26 protein-coding genes are annotated in these 20,566 nt (G+C 31.0%); 19 read left to right on the plus strand and 7 right to left on the minus strand.

Annotated elements, in window-relative coordinates; translation table 11 throughout:
• Window positions 1-93 precede the first annotated feature (93 nt).
• The 3 genes from ES045_RS05825 to ES045_RS05835 form a co-directional block, all read right to left on the minus strand.
• Window positions 94-579, minus strand: a complete 486-nt coding sequence (locus ES045_RS05825) for an ABC transporter ATPase (protein WP_147113829.1) — start codon at window positions 577-579, stop codon at window positions 94-96.
• Window positions 580-657: 78 nt separating this feature from the next.
• Complete coding sequence (locus tag ES045_RS05830) at window positions 658-1,485, minus strand: 3'-5' exonuclease (protein ID WP_147113832.1); 828 nt, start codon at window positions 1,483-1,485, stop codon at window positions 658-660.
• A gap of 106 nt (window positions 1,486-1,591) precedes the next feature.
• Complete coding sequence (locus ES045_RS05835) at window positions 1,592-2,446, minus strand: PPK2 family polyphosphate kinase (protein ID WP_147113835.1); 855 nt, start codon at window positions 2,444-2,446, stop codon at window positions 1,592-1,594.
• A 165-nt stretch (window positions 2,447-2,611) separates the two neighbouring features.
• Between ES045_RS05835 and ES045_RS05840 the strand changes: the two genes are divergently transcribed.
• A complete protein-coding gene (locus tag ES045_RS05840; protein WP_147113837.1) occupies window positions 2,612-3,133 on the plus strand; it encodes a superoxide dismutase family protein in 522 nt (173 codons plus the stop codon).
• A gap of 820 nt (window positions 3,134-3,953) precedes the next feature.
• On the opposite strand, the gene ES045_RS05845 is transcribed toward ES045_RS05840, so the two are convergent.
• Complete coding sequence (locus ES045_RS05845; RefSeq protein WP_147113840.1) at window positions 3,954-4,475, minus strand: TlpA disulfide reductase family protein; 522 nt, start codon at window positions 4,473-4,475, stop codon at window positions 3,954-3,956.
• A 112-nt stretch (window positions 4,476-4,587) separates the two neighbouring features.
• Window positions 4,588-5,370: a S1/P1 nuclease gene (locus ES045_RS05850; RefSeq protein WP_147113844.1), complete on the minus strand. Its 783-nt coding sequence runs from the start codon at window positions 5,368-5,370 to the stop codon at window positions 4,588-4,590.
• A 124-nt stretch (window positions 5,371-5,494) separates the two neighbouring features.
• Between ES045_RS05850 and ES045_RS05855 the strand changes: the two genes are divergently transcribed.
• The 9 genes from ES045_RS05855 (at window position 5,495) to ES045_RS05895 (ending at window position 11,590) form a co-directional block, all read left to right on the plus strand.
• A complete protein-coding gene (locus tag ES045_RS05855) occupies window positions 5,495-6,355 on the plus strand; it encodes an SPFH domain-containing protein (protein ID WP_147113847.1) in 861 nt (286 codons plus the stop codon).
• 49 nt (window positions 6,356-6,404) lie between these two features.
• Window positions 6,405-6,563, plus strand: a complete 159-nt coding sequence (locus ES045_RS05860) for a DUF4177 domain-containing protein (RefSeq protein WP_147113850.1) — start codon at window positions 6,405-6,407, stop codon at window positions 6,561-6,563.
• Between the two features lie 2 nt (window positions 6,564-6,565).
• Entirely contained in the window at window positions 6,566-7,066 is a 501-nt protein-coding gene (locus ES045_RS16350) for a hypothetical protein (RefSeq protein WP_189663039.1), read from the plus strand.
• Window positions 7,063-7,545 carry a DUF1648 domain-containing protein gene (locus ES045_RS05870; protein WP_147113853.1) on the plus strand — a complete coding sequence of 161 codons (483 nt, stop codon included), beginning with the start codon at window positions 7,063-7,065 and terminating at the stop codon, window positions 7,543-7,545. Before ES045_RS16350 ends, ES045_RS05870 begins: the two co-directional genes overlap by 4 nt.
• Before the next feature lies 1 nt (window position 7,546).
• A complete protein-coding gene (locus ES045_RS05875; RefSeq protein WP_147113856.1) occupies window positions 7,547-8,470 on the plus strand; it encodes an alpha/beta hydrolase in 924 nt (307 codons plus the stop codon).
• Window positions 8,471-8,472: 2 nt separating this feature from the next.
• On the plus strand, window positions 8,473-8,640 hold the full coding sequence (locus ES045_RS05880; protein WP_147113859.1) for an Arc family DNA-binding protein: 168 nt from the start codon (window positions 8,473-8,475) through the stop codon (window positions 8,638-8,640).
• Between the two features lie 193 nt (window positions 8,641-8,833).
• Window positions 8,834-9,541, plus strand: a complete 708-nt coding sequence (locus ES045_RS05885) for a DUF2490 domain-containing protein (protein ID WP_223267191.1) — start codon at window positions 8,834-8,836, stop codon at window positions 9,539-9,541.
• A 2-nt stretch (window positions 9,542-9,543) separates the two neighbouring features.
• Window positions 9,544-10,848 (plus strand): DUF819 domain-containing protein, encoded by a 1,305-nt coding sequence (locus ES045_RS05890; RefSeq protein ID WP_147113862.1) that lies wholly within the window; start codon window positions 9,544-9,546, stop codon window positions 10,846-10,848.
• A 37-nt stretch (window positions 10,849-10,885) separates the two neighbouring features.
• Window positions 10,886-11,590: a DUF4369 domain-containing protein gene (locus ES045_RS05895; RefSeq protein ID WP_147113865.1), complete on the plus strand. Its 705-nt coding sequence runs from the start codon at window positions 10,886-10,888 to the stop codon at window positions 11,588-11,590.
• Window positions 11,591-11,644: 54 nt separating this feature from the next.
• Here the strand turns inward: ES045_RS05895 and ES045_RS05900 are convergent, their stop codons facing one another.
• Window positions 11,645-12,097, minus strand: a complete 453-nt coding sequence (locus tag ES045_RS05900) for a DUF4442 domain-containing protein (RefSeq protein WP_147113868.1) — start codon at window positions 12,095-12,097, stop codon at window positions 11,645-11,647.
• A gap of 153 nt (window positions 12,098-12,250) precedes the next feature.
• Here ES045_RS05900 and ES045_RS05905 point away from each other — a divergent pair, with 153 nt between their 5' ends.
• From ES045_RS05905 to ES045_RS05920, 4 genes are all read left to right on the plus strand, one after another.
• Window positions 12,251-12,676 carry a DUF4870 domain-containing protein gene (locus ES045_RS05905; protein ID WP_147113871.1) on the plus strand — a complete coding sequence of 142 codons (426 nt, stop codon included), beginning with the start codon at window positions 12,251-12,253 and terminating at the stop codon, window positions 12,674-12,676.
• A 10-nt stretch (window positions 12,677-12,686) separates the two neighbouring features.
• Window positions 12,687-13,031, plus strand: a complete 345-nt coding sequence (locus tag ES045_RS05910; protein WP_147113874.1) for a PadR family transcriptional regulator — start codon at window positions 12,687-12,689, stop codon at window positions 13,029-13,031.
• A complete protein-coding gene (locus tag ES045_RS05915; RefSeq protein ID WP_147113877.1) occupies window positions 13,024-14,700 on the plus strand; it encodes a PspC domain-containing protein in 1,677 nt (558 codons plus the stop codon). The genes ES045_RS05910 and ES045_RS05915 overlap by 8 nt, the downstream gene beginning before the upstream one ends.
• Before the next feature lie 94 nt (window positions 14,701-14,794).
• The gene (locus ES045_RS05920; protein WP_147113880.1) at window positions 14,795-15,520 is read left to right on the plus strand and encodes a head GIN domain-containing protein; all 726 of its coding nucleotides are present in this window, start codon (window positions 14,795-14,797) and stop codon (window positions 15,518-15,520) included.
• Between the two features lie 322 nt (window positions 15,521-15,842).
• Here ES045_RS05920 and ES045_RS05925 read toward each other — a convergent pair whose 3' ends face one another.
• Window positions 15,843-17,213: a tetratricopeptide repeat protein gene (locus tag ES045_RS05925; protein WP_147113883.1), complete on the minus strand. Its 1,371-nt coding sequence runs from the start codon at window positions 17,211-17,213 to the stop codon at window positions 15,843-15,845.
• Between the two features lie 192 nt (window positions 17,214-17,405).
• Here ES045_RS05925 and pyrR point away from each other — a divergent pair, with 192 nt between their 5' ends.
• The 5 genes from pyrR to ES045_RS05950 all read left to right on the plus strand — a co-directional run bounded on the left by pyrR (window position 17,406) and on the right by ES045_RS05950 (window position 20,522).
• On the plus strand, window positions 17,406-17,945 hold the full coding sequence (gene pyrR, locus ES045_RS05930; RefSeq protein WP_147113886.1) for a bifunctional pyr operon transcriptional regulator/uracil phosphoribosyltransferase PyrR: 540 nt from the start codon (window positions 17,406-17,408) through the stop codon (window positions 17,943-17,945).
• Between the two features lie 69 nt (window positions 17,946-18,014).
• On the plus strand, window positions 18,015-18,944 hold the full coding sequence (locus ES045_RS05935) for an aspartate carbamoyltransferase catalytic subunit (RefSeq protein WP_147113888.1): 930 nt from the start codon (window positions 18,015-18,017) through the stop codon (window positions 18,942-18,944).
• A gap of 1 nt (window position 18,945) precedes the next feature.
• A complete protein-coding gene (locus tag ES045_RS05940; protein ID WP_147113890.1) occupies window positions 18,946-19,278 on the plus strand; it encodes a hypothetical protein in 333 nt (110 codons plus the stop codon).
• Between the two features lie 12 nt (window positions 19,279-19,290).
• A complete protein-coding gene (locus tag ES045_RS05945; RefSeq protein ID WP_147113893.1) occupies window positions 19,291-19,611 on the plus strand; it encodes a T9SS type A sorting domain-containing protein in 321 nt (106 codons plus the stop codon).
• Window positions 19,608-20,522 carry a ribonuclease Z gene (locus ES045_RS05950; protein ID WP_147113898.1) on the plus strand — a complete coding sequence of 305 codons (915 nt, stop codon included), beginning with the start codon at window positions 19,608-19,610 and terminating at the stop codon, window positions 20,520-20,522. Before ES045_RS05945 ends, ES045_RS05950 begins: the two co-directional genes overlap by 4 nt.
• Window positions 20,523-20,566: the final 44 nt, after the last annotated feature.

Here is a 20,566-nt window from a genome sequence, read left to right on the forward strand (position 1 = left end):
AATAGCGCCAATTAAAAAGAATTTAAAAAGGATGCCGTTTCAATCCTTAACGCAACTTTCTGCAGTCTTAATACAATATCTTAAAATCAATAGTTATACCAAAAAGCGTTTGTGCCAGCTTTCTTTGGCCGGAACTTCCCAATTCTTTTCAAACTCTTCTTTGGTAGCTACCATGTTATTAAAAACAATAGTTTCTAATGTTACTTTCTGCTCTTTCGCAAATCTTTGAAAATCAGGTAATTTTACTAGGTTAATCGTCTCATCATTTTTAAAAGTAACATTCATTTTATTCATTAAGTCTAAAGAAAGTTCTTTTTCTAAAGCTTGTATAAAACGAACAGAACTATCAATAGAGCAACCAGAAACATTGTTAAAACTCTCATCTACTCCCAACACTAAAAACTGATTGTACTTAATGGTAAACGAACCTTTTAAATCGTCTCCATGACGTGTCCATTGGTTGATAAAGTCTTCTGCCTTTAAAGCAATAAATTCCATATCCTTATTTGTAAATTCTCTATCTGCTTGGTAAATCCAAACACGAGAATTACTCGGTAAATTTTTATATTCTGTAAACATGATTTCACTTTTTTTAATTGATTCATTTTTTAGATTTCTAAAACGTCTAAAAAGACTGGTTTCGAAATGATAAAAAATCTATCGCAAATTAAATTTCTGCTGCAAAGCCTGTAATTTATCTTTGTCAGACATTTTCTTTTTAGGCACCGTCATTCTATCTTTAATCTCTTTCAATACCTTTTTGGTGTACAACGGAAAATCTGCATTCTGCATCCAGTTATGATATCCTGGGTTTTCTTTAAATACCTCTACTACGGTTCTTCCTTTGTATTTTCCGAAAGAGAAAACTTCTTGTTTCTCATCATTCATCAGAATAAAACCAGCAAAATCGGCTCTTTCTCCGTGTGTAGAAAATTCACTTAAAGCGTCTACAGAATTCTCTATATCTTTATATTTATCTAGTTGTGCCAACAAGATTTCATACGTTGCATTGGTGTCTGCTTCTGCACCATGCGCGCCTTCTAATTCTTTTCCGCAGTAAAACTGATACCCAGCTCCTAACGTTCTTTGTTCTTTTTTATGAAAAATTACTTGCACGTCAATCGCTTTTCTATCTTTCATATTAAAATCGATACCTGCGCGCATTAACTCTTCTGCTAAAAGAGGGATATCGAATCTATTAGAATTAAAACCAGCCAAATCACAACCTGCAATCATTTCACTAACTTGTTGTGCTAGCTCTTTAAAAGTTGGTTCTGAAGCTACTTTCTCATTGGTAATTCCGTGAACATCGATAGACCCTTGAGGTATTTCAATTTCCGGGTTTACCAACCACGTTTTACTTTCTTTATTTCCGTTAGGAAACACTTTTAAAACAGCAATTTCTACAATTCTGTCTGTTGCAATATTTACGCCTGTAGTTTCTAAATCGAAAAATACAATAGGTTTTGTTAAATTTAAGTTCATTCTTTATTGTTCGTGAAATTTGTAACCTCTCGATTGCGCTCGAAGAGACATTTTGTATGCTCCGCTAAAGTAGTCATATAATTGTTCGTTCGAGCGCAGTCAAGAACTATTCGTTGTTTAATTGTTCTTTAAACTCATCTATTCTTACCGCAACTTTTTCTGGTAATTCTGGTGCTTTAAAATCGTATTTATCTAATTCTTTTTGCAAAATTTCTGCCAAAATATATCTAGCAGAATCTTTATCATCCGCAGGAATTATAAACCAAGGTGCATTTTCTTTTGAAGTACTATTTAATAAATCTTCATAACAAAACTGATACTTGTCCCACAACTTGCGTTCTTTTAAATCGCCTACAGAAAATTTCCAATTTTTCTCTGGAATGTTCAACCTTCTTAACAGCCTATTTTTTTGTTCGTCTTTAGACAGATTTAAGAAAAATTTTAGCACAATAGTTCCGTTTTTTGCTAAATGACTTTCAAAATCATTTATTCTTTCCATGCGATCATGATAAAAAGCATCGTCTAAATCTTCTATTTCTTTAATATTCGGAATGTTTTCACCAAAAACATATTCAGGATGCACTCTTGTTACCAACACATTTTCATAATGCGTTCTGTTAAAAACGCCTATTTTTCCTTTTGCTGGCAATGCAATATAATGTCTCCACAAAAAATCATGCTTCAACTCTAATTCTGTTGGCACTTTAAAACTATGTACTTCTACGCCACGTGCATTTACATCTTTAAAAACTTCTCTAATTAAGCTATCTTTCCCAGAAGTATCCATTCCTTGCAAGCAAATTAACACACTATACTTGCCTTCTGCGTACATAGTGTCTTGCGTTTCACTTAACTTTTTTCGAAGTTTTTTTAGCTTCTTTTTAGCCTCTTCTAAAACCTCTTTTGTATCAAAATTTTTCAATTTAATACTTGTTGAAACTTTATATTTCTCTAAATTCATACGCGGTTCTATTAATATTTAAAGATAAAAAAAATAAACTTTTTCAACGCTACTTTTAGCTATTGTTTAACAAAACATTTAAAAATAATAAAAGATAAATACAAGTTAGCAAAGAAGGAATTTTATAGTTCTTACCTTTGAATTATTAACTTTAAATATTAAATGATGAAAACCTTAAAAAAATTCGGAATTCTTTTATTCTCAACACTACTATTAGCTTCTTGTGCTACTGATAAAAAGAAAGCAATTGCAACAATAGAAGCAAGAAGTGGTAGTGACGTTTCTGGAACTGTCACTTTTATAGAAAAAGACGGGGTTGTAACTATGAAAGCGGAACTTTCTGGTCTTTCTGAAGGAAACCACGCCATTCATATTCACGAAATTGCAGATTGTTCTGCACCTGATGGAAAATCTGCCGGAGGACATTGGAATCCTACAGACAAAAATCACGGAAAATGGATGCAAGAACCTTTTCACGTTGGTGATATTGGAAACTTAGTGGTGGGCAAAGACGGAACAGGAACCATCGAAAGAGAAACTAATTTATGGGCTGTTGGTGGTAAAGATGTGAATAAAAATATTGTTGGACATGCCATAATTATTCACGAAGGTCCAGATGATTTTAGTTCTCAACCTTCTGGCGCAGCAGGACCAAGAATTGGTTGCGGGGCAATTATTAGAAAATAAAAAACATTAAATAGCGTATAGAAAAACCGAGCGAAAGCTTGGTTTTTTTTGTTTTAAAAACAAATAGTTTCAGACTCGATTTTATTCTTAAAAAAAAGATAACTTCGCTAAGTGCTGATATTAAGTTATTAAAAATAAAACCTATTCGTATTAACGTTATGTATCTGCGCAATTTAAACGAACTGAAAATGAAAAGTAGTCTTATACTATTCTTGTTTTTTTCACTCATTACATCTTGTAATAAGACTGACAAATTGAGGGAGTTAGAAAACCGAATAACTAGTCTTGAAAATCAAAATAAATTATTAGTGAACAGTTTAAACGCTGTACTGAATTTATAAAACCTTTTAAGGTTTACGAGAAAATAGTTTTATCTGAATTAAAAAATTCACCAAATCAAATTATATCAGAGTATGAATTTTTAATAAAAGATTATCCCAATTCCTTATGGAAACACCAAGCAAAAAAAAGAATTGAAAATATTGAGCGCAGAAAAAAATATTGGACTAAAAAAAAATGGATGGAAATTACCTAAAAAATCAAAAAAAACTGAATCTCTTAAAATAATTGAACCCATGGCTATAAGTTGTCCTGGATGTTAAAAAGAAGAAAACACATCATCCAATTAAAAATTTACTTTTCCTTGCTTACTTAAGAAATTTCTAACGTACTTTTATCTGTGATTTATTTTCTAAACCACAACTGTAAACACATAGCAACTGCTATAAAAAATAAAAACCCTGAGCAAAATAAATTTGTGTAGAATTTTAAACTATTTAAAACTAAGAATATTTTCACTTTAATTGTATCAAAGAATCTACTACTCTAAAAAAGCTTGCAACTCTAATTCTAACGTTTCAAAAGTAAAAGATTGCTCATAAAACTTTCGTTTATTTTTATTGTAAATTAAGGTTGCTGGTATTGCTCCAGACCAAGTAGAATCGATTGCTTTGATCCAAATATCTTCATTAACATCGTCTAATAAAACAACTTTAGATTGTATATTTCTCTTTGCTAAAAAAGGAATTAACTTACGCGTTATCTGTTTCGGAAAATCTAAACTCACTAACAATACCGCTACATTTTTAGAAGCATATTCTTTATTCAGTTTTTCAAAATCTGGCAGTTCTTTAACACAAGGCGCACACCAAGTTGCCCAAAAATTAACAACATACGTTTTGCCATCATTTTTTTCTAGCAAAGGTTTTAACTCTTTATATGTATACGTTTTAACAGTAATTGCTGAAGTGCTTAGTGCTTCTTTCTCTTTTTTAGCAACTTCTTTTTTACAAGAAACAATTCCTAAAAAAATAAAGCACAGAAAAATTGATTTTAATTTCATTCTATAAAATTACATATTAATTGATAACGAAGTAAAGAATTAACTGATTCTTAACAAAAAGCCTCATTAATAACAATTAACGAGGCTTTTTAAACATTATTTATTTCTAGGTTTAACAGAAAATATCATTCAATATTTTTGCCAAACGAATTCCTCCTCTTTGCAACTGATCTCTAACGGTACCAAAATGATCGTACGAATATCTGTAGCTTAACTTCTCTCCAACTTCCACAGAATTGTATACTTTTTTTGTTACTTCATGAATTTCATCTACCCATTCTACTAAGGTTCCTGCTTCAATAGCTGCTATTTGTTTTTTAGATAAATCTCTCGCATTATCTGCCAATTCTAAATAACTCATATTCCAGTTCTCAATCATTTTTGTATCCCAAACCGAATGTAAATTTGCTCCTTGACCAAACCATTGCACTTGTATTGTATTCCCACCTTTATCTTCTCTTTGCCCAATGTGCATCGGTTGATGTAAATCTCCCACAAAATGAATTAACATTTTTAAATGAAACGTTTTATCTTCATCAGAACTATTTTTATCCTTTAAAACTTCGATACATTTATTAATTCCGGTAACAATATCTCCCTTTGGGTTTTTGGCTGTATCTGCATAAGATTCATCCAAATCCATATTTACATAATGCCAAGAAGAATATTTCCTAAAAGCTTTGTCAGATTTTATTTCATCAGCATAAGTAGATACAAATGCTAAACTTTGCCCATTTAAAATTTTATCTATTTTTCTTTTTGCCTTTTTCTTCAAATGGTTTTCGGCAATTTTACCTGTTACTCTGTGTCCATTCTGTCCCCAAAAAATAATCTCTTCTGTAGCTGGTTTTGCAACAAAAAAGAAAGATATCAATAAAAGTAATTTAAGTTTCATCTTTAGAATTTTATATATTTTTTTTGCGAAGTTATAAAAAATATAATTTAAAATTATTTGGAAACCAATAAAATAATTCGATATATTTGTGATATCATTTTAATATCAAACTTAAACAAACACAATGAAATCAGAAAAAATCATCAAGCCAGCCAACGGTTATTTAATGTTAATAATTGTTCTTATCTTATTTTTTGGAAGTATTGCCATTGCAATTCAGCAAAAAAACCCTGTTTACATCTTAGCAACAGTGATCGCTTTTATTGGCTTTTTCGGTTTCATATTGGTAAACCCCAACACTTCTAAAGTAGTTTTATTATTTGGGAAATACGTAGGAACCATTAAAGAAAACGGTTTGTATTGGGCAAATCCTTTTTTCAGAAAGAAAGCCATTTCTTTAAGAGCCAGTAATTTTGATAGCGAACGCCTAAAAGTAAATGACAAATTAGGAAACCCAATAATGATTTCTACTATTTTAGTTTGGCGTGTTACAGATACTTACAAAGCTGCTTTTGACGTAGATAATTATGAGAACTTTGTACGCGTACAAACGGATGCTGCGGTAAGAAAATTGGCAAGCATGTACCCTTATGATAATTTTGCTGATGAAGGTTCTGATGAAGACATTATATTGCGTTCTAGTGTAAATGAAGTTTCTGAAGCTTTAGAAAAAGAAATTGACGAGCGTTTGTCTATTGCAGGAATCGAAGTTTTAGAGGCAAGAATTGGGTATTTAGCCTATGCGCAAGAAATTGCTTCTGCCATGTTAAAAAGACAGCAAGCAACTGCAATTGTTGCAGCAAGACATAAAATTGTACAAGGTGCTGTTGAAATGGTAGAAATGGCTTTATATGAATTAAATAAAAGAAAAATTGTGGAATTAGACGACGAGCGCAAAGCTGCAATGGTAAGTAATTTACTAGTTATTTTATGCGGAGACAAAGAAGCTTCTCCTGTTGTAAATGCAGGTACTTTAAGTCATTAAATTAGGGGTTCGTAGAAATTTCTAAATTTAGAAGCTAAAAAAACAAATAATGAAAGAGTATAAACTAGTTGAACTAAAATTAGGTTTTAGAAATAGAATTCAAAAATTTGAAGATGTATTGAATCAACATGCCAGAGAAGGATGGGTTTTAAAAGAAATACCTCAAGGCTGGAATTCTATTATTTTAGAAAGAAATAAAAATAGATAAAAATGAAAGTGTTTAAAGAAGAACAACGTTTTACGCAAACTTGGTTAATAATTATATTGGCGGTTAGTATCATTGTACCTATTACTGTTGTAATTAAAAAGTATTTAGAAGTAGATTCGAATCTTTCTACTACTAAATTTGTATTGACTTTAATAGGGATTTTGGTTTCTGTTGCTATTGTTTTCTCCTTTAAACTAATCACTAGAATTGATGAAAAAGGCATTCACTATCAGTTTTTTCCTTTTCATTTTTCCTTAAAAACCATTTCTTGGAATGAAATTTCGAAAGCAGGTGTAAGAACCTACCTTCCCATTAGCGAGTTTGGTGGCTGGGGTTTAAGAGGTGGCTTTTTTTTTAACAAAGGAAAAGAAAAAGCAGTAAATGTTTCTGGTGATATTGGCATTCAATTAATCCTTAAAAATGGAGAAAAATTATTAATTGGAACACAGAAAAAACAGGAAGCAGCACATGTTTTAAAGACGTATAAAAATAAAATAGTATGATTGCTTATAAAAACACCCATTTTTCAAACCTAGATTATATTTTGATAGCTTTAACTATTGTTTTATTAATTTTTTCTTGGGTATATATAATTATTTCTTACAATTCTTTACCATCTATAATTGCTGTTCATTTTGACATTTTAGGAAAACCTAATGGGTATAACTCTAAAGAAAATATTTGGTTCGCTCCATTTGTTTCCACAATACTTTCAGCTGGGTTTATATTAGGAGCAAAATATCAAAAAGTCGTTAGTTTTCCAAAACGAAAATTAAATGCTTTAGAAAAAAAATCAAATATAAAAACAATGATTTTCACAGCACTTCTATTGGCCACATTATGTCTACTAATAATACACACTATAATTAAATCTTCTAAAATAAAAGGATTAGAGTTACATTGGATAATGCCAATAGTTATAGGAATTATTTTAATATACCTAGCATTAGTATCCTTTTATAAATTTAAATCAATAAAATAGTATGATTAGAATTATAAGCTATTTCGTTATTTATTTATTCGGAGTTTCAGTGGCAATGGCGCAAGTGCAATCCGAAGAAATTACAATACACAACAAAGCAATTGAACTGCCCGGAACCTTAACTTTTTCGAAAGAAAACACACCCTTAATTATCTGGGTTCATGGTTCTGGCCCTGTAGATAGAAACGGAAATCAGCCAGCACAAAACGTAAAAGCAAACTATATTAAACAATTTAGAGATGCTGTAAATAAAGAAAATATTGGTTTTTTTAGTTATGATAAAAGAACGGCGAATAAAAACAACCAAGAGTTTTTAAAAAATACACGTCTAAGAGATTTTGCTTTTGACGCTAAAGAAGTTATAACTTATTTTAAGAAGGATAAACGTTTTTCTAAAATCATATTAGTTGGACACAGTCAAGGTTCTTTAATTGCCATGTTGGCATCAAAAAATGTAGCTAAATACATTTCTCTTGCTGGCGCAGGAGAAACCATTGATCAAACAATTGTAAAACAAATTAGTAAAAACAACCCTACTTTAGGTGAAGCCGCACAACAACAATTTGATACATTAAGAGTGAAAGGAAAAATTAAAGTTATACATCCGTTTTTAATGAGTGTGTTTGCGAAACAAAATCAGTCTTTTTTATATTCTTGGATGCAACTAAATCCATTAGAAGAAATAAAAAAATTAACCATTCCTGTTTTAATTCTGAATGGTGATAAAGATTTGCAAGTAAATATTGAAGATGCAGAAGCATTGCATACAGCAAAACCAACTTCTAAATTGGTTATTATAGAAAACATGAATCATGTTTTAAAAGACATTATAAAAGAAGAAGACAATCTAAAATCTTATCATGCTTCGGCATATCCAATTTCAGAAAAACTAATTGAAACAATTGTTCAATTTGTAAAAAAGTAAAAATGGCAAAGAAGAAAGCTTTCGCGTTGCGAGTTAATGAAGAAATGATAAAAGCCATCGAGAAATGGGCTGCAGATGAGTTTCGTTCTACAAACGGACAAATAGAATGGATGTTAATGCAGGCTTTAAAAGAGGCAAAACGAGCCCCTAAAAAGAAAGAAGAAGAATAATAAAGGTATCTTTACGAGGCTTGAGCCTTTAGCGAGGTGATAGCTAAAGCAATCTTTCAATTAATAAGCAGATTGCTTCGTACCTCGCAATGACAAAATAGAATACTGTTAAAAAAACGCTCAATTTTATTGAGCGTTTTCAATTTTGTATCTTGTCCGCCATTATTAAAAAAAAATCAACAAACCTATTCGAATGAAAAAAGTATGTTACAAGTTAAATATGCGTAAAATAATCCTATTAGGATGTCTAAGCTTTATCATTCATAAAACAGAAGCACAAAAAACTGCAGCAAACCAATTAGGAACTTGGTACATGTATAATGGTTCTCATAAATTATCCGAAAAATATGCCCTTAAGACCATGGCTCATTTTAGATACTATGAAATGGCTAGTGAGTTTCAACAAGAAATTTATAGGTTAGGAGTTAATTATAAATTCAACCAAAAAACAAATCTAACATTAGGCTTCAGTAATGCTACATCAGATGTAGCGTATGACACTTCTTCTATCGATTTGTATGAACATCGTTTTTATGAAGACTTTAATCTAAAATCGAATTGGAGAAAATTTACGCTCAAACAACGTTTTAGATTTGAACAACGTTTTATTCGTAAAAATGCAACTACAGATCAGTTTGTAAATTGGATGCGTTACAACTTACATATAAATTACCCACTTTCAAATAACTGGAGTATTTATGCATTTAATGAGTTATTTTTACACCTTAACCAATCTAAGAGGTTTGCACAAAATTGGACTGGTGCAGGTTTTCTTTACAAATTAAACAATAATATCAAACTAAAAATGGGCTACTTTCAAGTTAAATTACCTAATGAAGTTTTAAAAAGACTTCAACTAGGCGTTATTATTAATACAGATTTTACTAAAAAAACATCTTAAATATGCAACCAACATTTACAAATGACGCCATTGTTTTTGGTATTTTAATGATTTCTTTAGGATTCGTTTTTTACACAGAAAATCTAAAAACAGGTTTCTGGCCTAAGTTTTATAAAATAGTTCCGGGTTTATTTATGGCGTATTTTATTCCTGCTATTTTTACAACCGTTGGTATTATTTCACCAGAATGGAAAACAACAAATGCTACAGGAGACGTGGTAAGTAACTCGTCTCAACTGTATTATGTTGCAAGTCGCTTTTTATTACCAGCATCCTTGGTTTTAATGACCTTAAGCATCGATTTAAAAGCAATTTTTAATTTGGGTTCTAAAGCCTTAATTATGTTTTTTACAGGAACTGTGGGAGTTATCATTGGAGGTCCTTTGGCAATTTTATTGATCTCTATTTTTTCTCCGGAAACCGTTGGTGGGGCAGATTTTGATGCAGTATGGAGAGGGCTCTCTACCTTAGCAGGAAGTTGGATTGGTGGCGGTGCAAACCAAACTGCCATGTTAGAAATCTACAAATACAACCCAGCTAAATATGGCGGAATGGTCATTGTAGATATTGTTGTTGCCAATGTTTGGATGGCAATTTTATTAATAGGAATTGGTAGGAAAGACAAAATAAACAAATGGTTAAAAGCAGATACTTCTGCCATTGAAGAGTTAAAAGAAAAAGTAATTACTTTTACTAAAAAAGTAAAAAGAAACCCAACCCTATCCGATTACATGATTATGCTTGCCATTGCTTTCGGAACTGTTGGTTTTGGGCATTTTGCAGCAAAGTATTTAAGTGATTTTTTCTCTGAATTTGTAGCTGCTATAAACTCACAAACTTGGCGAAATGTGTTTTCTTTCTTAGGTTCTGGCTTTTTCTGGTTGATTAGTATCTCTACCATTGTAGCAATTATTTTATCGTACACAAAAGCAAAAAATTACGAAGGTGCAGGCGCTAGTAAATTAGGAAGTGTTTTTATTTACATTCTAGTCGCTACTATTGGTATGAAAATGGACTTGAATCAGGCTTTTGAAAACCCAGGTTTAATAGCAATTGGCTTTGTTTGGATGACCATACACGCCATTTTATTAATTATTGTTGCTAAAATTATTAGAGCACCTTATTTCTTTTTAGCAGTTGGTAGTCAAGCAAACGTTGGTGGTGCAGCATCTGCACCAATTGTTGCGCAAGCATTTCATCCTTCTTTAGCAAGTGCAGGTGTTTTATTAGCTGTTTTTGGCTACGCAATTGGTACTGTTGGAGCAATTTTGTGTACAATTTTAATGGAATTAGCATCAACAGTTTAAAAAAATAAAGCATATTTGCAGACCAAATTTAGAATAAATGAAGAAAATTATAGCAGTTTTAGTAGTATCAATTTTAATGATTGCGTGTTCCTCTAAAAAGGATGGCAATATGATTGTTGAAGGAAACATTAAGGGATTAAAAAAAGGAACTTTATACCTTCAAAAAATGAATGATACTGCAATTGTTTCTGTAGATTCTGTAACTGTTTTTGGTGATGGAAATTATAGATTAACAGACAATGTAGAATCTCCTGTAATGTATTATTTAACTTTTAATGGAAATACAGCTGATAAAAGTATCTTATTTTTTGGAAATAAAGGAACCATTACTATTAATGATAATATTGATATTTTCGGCTTTAATCCAGAAATTACAGGATCCGAAAATCAATTGGTTTTAAATAATTTCATGAAAATTAATAACCAATTTAAGAATCAACGTTTAGAGTTTATCAAAAAAGAATTTGATGCAGTTAAATCTAAAGATGAAGATTTAATTGAGCAAGTAAAGACCGATTTCAACAGAATGATTCGAAGAAAATATTTATATACTACTAATTTCGCACTGAACAACCCTAATTCTGAAGCAGCACCTTATATTGCTTTAACAGAATTATACGATGCAAACATAAAATTATTAGACACGATTAATAACTCTTTATCTATAGACGTAAAAAAATCTATTTATGGTAAACGATTAGATAAATATATTAGCGAAATTAAGGCTAGAGAAAATAACTAAATACTTTTTTAGCATCGTATAAATATCCATTGTTCTAACAGTGGATATTTTTTTTTACTTCACTTTTAAACTCCATTCAAAAATAAATTTAGAAACCACTACTCCATCTTCATTTTTTCCTTCGGAACTTAAAACCACAACTTGCCCTTCTTTGGTTTCCCTTGATTTTTTTAGTGCTTCACTAATTTCTTTTCCACCTGCACATGAGAATACAATAGTACCTGTAGCTTTCTTAAAAAAAGTGGCTTCTTGATGCGTTACCAGCATAGATACGTTCTCTTTAGAGACCGCAATTGCTTTCATTACCAAAACTGCCGTAGCCATTTCTGCTGCCATTCCTTGAGCCGCCCAAAACATACTTTTAAACGGATTCTGATTCATCCATTTGTGCTTAATTTTAACCTCTGCAGCCGTTTCTGATATCGATGTTACTCTCACTCCACTTAAATAACCTAGCGGCAACTTAAATAACATGTACAGCGTAATTCTTCTTGGTGTAATCTTCATATGCCTTGTATTTCCTCACAAATTACCACTTTTTTAGCTACAAAACGATCATTTTAAAATGTTAAAAAAATGTTAATTATAGTACTATGTATTGCATAATACCTTTTATAAGATATATATTTGCATAAGCAAGTATTATACACTTTAAAAATTATGAAACAAAATAGCCAAAACACGAATGCTTTTCTACTACATATTTCTGCCTTTGCAGGTTTTATATTTCCTTTTGGTCATATCATCACACCACTTATAGCGTGGCAAACTTTAAAAGATAGAAGTCCGTTTTTAGATGAACAAGGCAAAGAAGCCGTAAATTTTAATTTAAGTTACACCTTGTACTCTTTTATTCTAACGCTTACTTTTATTCCGTTTGCACTCGGCACCTTTTTTAGAAACTTTAATAATTTCGATAATTTTAATTTTAATTTCGATAACTATAATATTTTAGGTTTTATTGGTTTTGGAACTGCCACAGGAATTATCTATTTAGTAGGAATTGCTTTGGTAATAATTGCTTCCTTAAAAGCAAAAGAAGGAGAAAATTATAAATATCCTTTTACCATAAAATTTATAAAATAAATCACAATACATGAAGATAGAAAACACAAAAGCACAAATGAGAAAAGGTGTTTTAGAGTACTGTATCTTATCCATCTTAAAAAATGGTGATGCATATACTTCTGAAATTCTTTCGACACTAAAAAGTGCAGAAATGATTGTGGTTGAAGGAACCATTTATCCGTTATTAACGCGTTTAAAAAACGCCGGATTATTATCCTATAGATGGGAAGAATCAACCTCAGGCCCCCCTAGAAAATACTACGTTTTAACAGAGAACGGAGGCATGTTTATAAAAGAATTAGACAAAACCTGGAGTAATTTAGTAAACGCAGTTAACCAAGTAATTAGCACAAAACCAACTTCAAATGAATAAGACAATAAATATTAATTTAGGCGGATTTTTCTTCCACATAGATGAAATTGCGTATCAAAAATTAAGACGCTACCTAGAATCTATATCTAGATCTTTAAGTGAAGATCCGCAGGGAAAAAACGAAATTATAGCAGATATAGAAGCACGTATTAGCGAGCTTTTATCAGAAAAAATCACCGACGCTAGACAAGTTGTAAATGAAAACGACATAGAAGATATTATTGTAATCATGGGCCAACCAGAAGATTATACAGATGCAGAAGAAGCGTATTCAGAGGCTAATTATTCTTCCACAAGAAATAGTTCTACAGGAAAAAAATTATTTAGAGACGGTGACGATAAGTTTTTAGGTGGTGTTGCTTCTGGTATTGCACATTATTTTAATATTGATACCATTTGGATTCGTCTTGGTTTATTGGCCTTGTTTTTTGGTGCAGGATTCGGAATTCTGTTATACATCATTCTTTGGATTTTATTGCCTGAAGCTAAAACTACGGCAGAAAAATTACAGATGGAAGGTGAACCGGTGAACATCGATAATATTGAAAAAAAAATTCGAGAAGAATTTACCAATGTTTCCGAAAATGTTAGAAATGCTGCTAACCAAGCTTCAGAAAAATTTAAAGATGGGGCGAATGAGTTTTCAGAAAAAATGAGTCGGACTTTTTCAGCAAAGACAAAAAAAAATAACGGTTTACAAGATTTTTTAAATACAATTGGTAAAATTATCTTAGTTTTCTTTAAAGTATTAGGGAAGTTTATAGGAGTCATTTTAGTATTTGTAGCTGCAGCTGTTATTTTATCTCTAATTATTGGAGGGTTTTCTATTGGAAGTTTAGAGTTTTTAAATATTGATGGCGATTTTATGAACTACCCACAGTTTTTCTACGATGCAACTTTACCGAGATGGTTACTTACACTTTCTGTTTTTATATTGGTAGGAATTCCGTTTTTAGTATTATTTGTTTTAGGTCTAAGAATTTTATCTAGCAACGTAAAACAATTTAGTAAAGCAACCTCTTTAACCTTATTAGGAATTTGGATTATTGCCTTATTATCCATCGTGTTTACCGGAATAGAATTCGGAACAACACATGCAAATTATGGTAAATATGTTGAAAAAAGCGCATTAAACATCACCAAAAATGATACGCTTGTTTTAAAAATGCAAAATGATGATGCCATTTATTACCAGCATAACTTAAGAAGAAGTTCTAGAAAATACGAAGTAGAAGTAAATAATAAACGTTTAGCCTACACGAATGATATAGGCTTAGATGTAAAAAAGAGCAATACTGGTGCTGCATATATAGTGGTTCAGAAAGAATCTTATGGAAGAACCAGTGTAAAGGCGCGTAAAAACGCAGAGAAAATTCAGTATAAATACACCATTAAAGACAATGAAATTATTTTAGGTGCTTTCTTTTTATCAGAATTAAAGAACATTTTTAAAGATGAAGATATCAGTATCACTATTTTTATTCCAGAATTTACTACTGTTTATTTTGATACTTCTGTAAAACACTTTTTAGATGATATTAAAAATGAAGCGAAAATTTTTGATACAGATATGGCGAATCAGCATTTTATAATGACAGAAAAAACTTTAAAATGTACCGATTGTATTGAAGCAATTGAAGTTGAAGATGTAGACGAAAAAACAATTTAAACAGTTCAGCCTAAAAAAGCAACAACTCAGCAACGAACTTTAGAGACAAGTTATCTATTTAAAGATATTTGTCTTCTGAATTAAAACCAACATCATGAAAAAAGCAAGCAACCAATTTTTAGGCATTCTTTTTATAGCGACTATCTTTACCTCTTGTGGTACAGATCTGCTAAACAAAGTAAACGGTAATAAAAATGTAATTGTAAAAGAACGCAAAACACAAGACAACTTTTCTGGCATCATGGTAAGTGCAGGAATTGATGTGTACATAAGCCAAGGAAATGAGAATACGATTACAATTGAAGCGGATGAAAACTTACACGATCTAATTATTACAGAAGTTAGCAATGGTGTTTTAAACATTTATTCCGACAAGAATATTGGTCGCGCAAAAGCAAAAAAAGTATACGTAACCCTAGAAAACCTTACCCTTTTAAAAGCAACAAGTGGTAGTGACGTCTTTGGCGAAACAACTATAAAAACCAAAGAAATTTCTATTAGCGCAACAAGTGGTGCAGACATTAAAATTGAGGTTGAAGCAGAAAGTGTAGAAACAAATGCAACGAGTGGTGCAGATATAGCTGTTTCTGGAATTACTGTTAATCATGTTTCTAATGCCACAAGTGGAAGTTCTATTGATGCATATCATCTAAAAAGCGAAAATGTTATTGCAAATGCTACCAGTGCAGCAGACATAAATATTTACGCATCTAAAAAAATTAAAGCAAAAGCAACAAGTGCCGGAGCTATTGATTTTAAAGGAAACCCAACTACCGTGCACAAAAAAGCATCTTCTGGCGGAAGCGTTTCGAAAGATTAAGAACATCTCTCAATAAAAACGGATTACTTCTACTGACAAACGTAGAAATCACTTTAAAAACAACCTATGAACTCCTTCTTAGAACCGTTTAAAGATGCTCTTATTTTTAAAATAGCATTCTTAATCATAACATTTATATATCAATTTTTTATAAATTATTAGAAAGCTAACTTCTAATATAGTTACTAATACTTGGTTTTATTAGTTTACTTGGTAAGACGCTGTTTTGAAAAAAACAGCGCTTACTTTTTATTCAAAATTTAAAAATAAAAAAACCTGAATTTTAGCATTCAGGTTTTTAATATTTAGAGCGTAAAAGTATTTATTCTATCGCTTTTTTATAATTTTTTAATAATTTTTGAACTTCTACATGATCATAAACAGACGGGTATAATTCATTTAAAATGGTATGATATTCATAATCTATTTCCATTCCTCTTATTAAATGGATGAACGCATATTTTTCTTTATTCAGAATAAAAAATAAACCGACCAACCTGTATTCTATTTCAGCAATATCTTTATATACTTTTTGGGCTTCTAATAGCACTTTTAAAGCATCATCAAACTCGCCTAAAAAAGATAAAACATCTGTTAAACCTATATAAATTTCTGGTGAACTGTCGCCTAATTTTAAACAACTGTTAAAACCAACAACAGCTTCTTCAAAAAAACTGAGTCTTAAATTTATTTCTGCATAACGTCTCCAATACAACGCATTATCTTCATCAATCTTTAAGGCTTTTGCTAAATAATAAGCCGATTTTTGGTAGTGTTCTTGCTCGAAATATAAATTGGTTAACAAAATCCATCCTTTATCTAACAAAGGATCTTCATGCACCGCCTTTTTATAATAAGAAACAGCAGCTTCTAGCTTTTCTAACTTTTCATAACATTCGCCAATTCTTAAGTACACATAAGCCGTAGGATCATCTAGTTCTATAGTAATTAAGTAATTATCAATGGCATCTTGGTACTTGCCTAACTGTTCTAATGTTTTTGCTTTTTCTAAATAACCACCCAAAAAAGATTCATCAATTAAAACGGCATAATCAAAAGCAATTAAGGCCTCTTTATAGTTTTCTAAGACAAAATATTGCCTTCCTATTTGATGCCACGCAACTTCACAATACGGATTGATATCTATATATGATTTTAAATAATGAATTGCTTCTTGATGTTCCTTTTGCATATCGAAACAATACACAATATTATACAACGCAGAATAGTCTTCGTAATCTGCTTCAATACAATTAGCAAAACTTATTCTTGCATTTCTATAATCATCTAAATACAGGTATTCCATTCCCATTAAAGACCAAACATCTATCTTATCATCTGTAAAAGTAAGTGCTTGTTCTAGGTTTAATAGTGCTTCTTTGTGGAATCCTTTTTTAGAATTTATAGTTGCTTTCTGAATAAAAACCTCGTCATTATTAGGTGATGAGAGTTCAATTTTCTTCAATAAAACGGTTGCTTTATCCACTTCATTTTCAGTTAAATGTAGCTCTACCATCAACAATTTTAAATCAATAGATTCTGGGTGCTGTTCTAACCCCAACTTTATTGCTTTTTTTGCTAACGATATTTTACCAACATCTAAATAATGTACAATGATTTCTTCAAACTCTACCAAATCAAAAAAATAAATGTTGTTGGTTTTAAGCATGGATTCAAATTTTAATAGAGGCATGACTATGATATTTGAATTAGTGCATTAAAGGTACTGTAACTCTTTTGTTCCATATAGAATTGCTCTATTTCTTTTCAACAATTTAATTAACAAAAACACTTGTTTAATTTAGGCGCTAATAATTTTGTGCGTACATAAATTTACGTTAATTTTGATTTTCAACAACTATCAGCCTAAATTGGTAGCATTCTTATGAGCAAAAAAACCTTATTGAACTCTAAAGATATTGAAATTATTCTTCATCGATTAGCGTGTCAGTTAATTGAAAACCACAATGATTTTTCGAACACTGTTTTAATTGGTTTACAACCTAGAGGCTCTTATTTAGCCAATAGATTAGCCAATCTATTAAAAACAGCTTACAATATTAAAAACTTAGAATTAGGCCTTTTAGACATTACTTTTTATAGAGATGATTTTAGAAGAAAAGAGACTCCTTTGGCGGCAGAAACCACACAAATGAATTTTCTCGTTGAAGACAAAAAAGTAGTTATTATTGATGATGTTTTATTCTCTGGAAGAAGTATTAGGGCTGCATTAACTGCCATTCAATCTTACGGAAGACCAGAAAGTATTGAATTATTAGTGCTCATAGACAGACGTTTTAGCAGACACTTGCCAATTCAGCCAAATTACAGAGGCAGACAAGTAGACGCTATTAATGAGGAAAAAGTTTTAGTAACTTGGACCGAAACTCACAAAAAAGACGCTGTTTTTATAGAATATAAATAATTCTTTCGAAAACATTGTAAAAGAAAAAATGAAGAAAAACAAACAAATAGCTAACTTAAAAACGTTGATGTGTCAGAATTAAGCGTAGAACATTTATTGGGAATTAAGTATTTAAAACCTAATGATATTGATGTTATTTTTAAAACTGCAGATCATTTTAAAGAAGTAATTAACAGACCTATTAAAAAAGTACCTTCTCTAAGAGATATTACCATTGCTAATTTATTTTTTGAAAATAGTACCAGAACAAAACTAAGTTTCGAACTTGCTGAAAAAAGACTTTCTGCAGATGTAATTAACTTTTCTGCGGGACAATCATCTGTAAAAAAAGGAGAAACATTAATAGACACCGTAAACAACATTTTAGCGATGAAAGTAGATATTGTTGTAATGCGTCATGGAAATGTTGGTGCAGGTGTTTTTCTTTCGAAACATGTAGATGCAAAAATTATAAATGCAGGTGATGGTACCCACGAACACCCAACGCAAGCCTTATTAGACTCTTATTCTATTAGAGAAAAATTAGGAACTGTAAAAGGAAAAAAAATAGTAATTGTTGGTGACATTCTACATTCTAGAGTTGCACTTTCTAACATTTTCGCCCTACAATTACAAGGCGCAGAAGTTAAGGTTTGTGGCCCAACAACCTTAATACCAAAACACATTGCAAGTTTAGGGGTAAAAGTAGAAACCAACTTAAAAAAAGCTTTAGAATGGTGTGATGTTGCGAATGTTTTGCGTGTGCAGCATGAAAGAATGGATCTTAAATACTTTCCTTCTACCAGAGAATACACGCAGCTTTTTGGAATCAATCAAGATATTTTAGACAATCTTGGTAAGAAAATTGTAATCATGCATCCGGGTCCTATAAATAGAGGTGTAGAAATTACTAGTGACGTTGCAGATTCTAATGATTCTATAATTCTGAATCAAGTAGAAAACGGCGTTGCTGTAAGAATGGCCGTTATTTACTTACTGGCACAACAAATAAAAAGATAGCATGATTATTAATAAAAAAGAAAATTATACGATGATTTCTTCGGATGAAAATTCATTCAAAGAATTTCAAAATCTACTCTTTGAAAAAATAAACGACTTTAAAACAGCCAATTTAATACTTCAAATTTCTGAAGATATTAACATAGATCATAAAGATTTTTTGTTATTTTTGACTGTAGCCGAAGAAAAACAGCAGAGTGGCACATCATTTGTAGTTGTTAATTCGACTATTCATGTAGATGATTTTCCAGAAAATCTAAATATTGTACCTACTTTACACGAAGCAGAAGATATTATAGAAATGGAAACAATAGAAAGAGAATTGGGATTTTAAAAAAGCAAATGGATGATTAAAAAACTACTTTTTATTTTACTCTTGTCGGTTTCTTTTATCAGTTTTTCACAAGAAAAAAGGATAGAAAATCTATCTATATCCCCAAATCCATTTGCAAACGCTACTAAAATTACATTTCATTCTAATTTAGATGCATCCATAATTTTAACCGTAAGAAACGTTTTAGGAAAAACAGTTTTTAAAAAAACGTACAAAACTAAAACGGGTAAAAATAGCATTCCTTTTTATAAGAACGATTTAGCTACCGGAATGTATATCTACAGTATTCAAAACAATAAAAACATAATTTCTAAACGCTTTGTAATCAAATGATACACCTTACTATTCTAGGTTGTCATTCTGCAACACCGCGTGTAAACGCTTTTCCTACTTCACAATATTTAGAAATAAATAACCATCATTTTTTAATAGATTGTGGTGAAGGTACGCAACGCCAAATGCGAAAATATAAAGTCGGATTTTCTAAAATAAATCATATTTTTATTTCTCATTTACATGGAGATCATTTTTATGGTTTGGTTGGTTTACTCTCTACTTATGGCATGTTAAGCCGAGAAAAAGAAATGCATATTTTTGGTCCGAAAGGCATTAAAAAGGCAACGCTACAAATGTTAAAAATTTCTGAATCTCATGCGAAATTCAACATGGTTTTTCACGAGTTATCTTCTAAAGAAAGTGAACTTATTTATGAAGATGATAAGGTTTCCGTTAGCACCATTCCATTAACACACAGAGTATACACAAACGGTTATCTATTTACAGAAAAAGAGAAACCAAGAAAACTAAACATGTTAAATATTAGCGGATATCCAGAAATTGATAAAGCTGATTACTTAAATATAAAAGCAGGTAGAGACGTTACTTTGGCTACTGGTGAAGTGATTTTAAACACAGAATTAACCATAGATCCGCCAAAACCTTTGAGCTATGCCTTTTGCAGTGACACAAGCTACAAACCAGACATAGTACCTATTATTAAAAACGTAGATTTACTATATCATGAAGCTACTTTTTTAAATGATAGGCAAGATTTAGCGAAAAAAACAAAACATTCTACTTCTATTGAAGCTGCACAAATTGCAAAAGATGCCAATGTTGAGCAGTTGGTAATTGGGCATTATTCTGGGAGGTATCCAGATCTTTCTTTATTTAAAATTGAAGCAGAAACTGTTTTCGCAAATGTATCTTTAGCAAAACCAGGAACTATTTTTACTGTACAGTAATTTACACGCATTAAAAGCTCTAGTAGCGAGGCATCACACAATAA

This window comes from Polaribacter sp. IC073 (genome assembly GCF_007997075.1).
Lineage (GTDB): Bacteria > Bacteroidota > Bacteroidia > Flavobacteriales > Flavobacteriaceae > Polaribacter.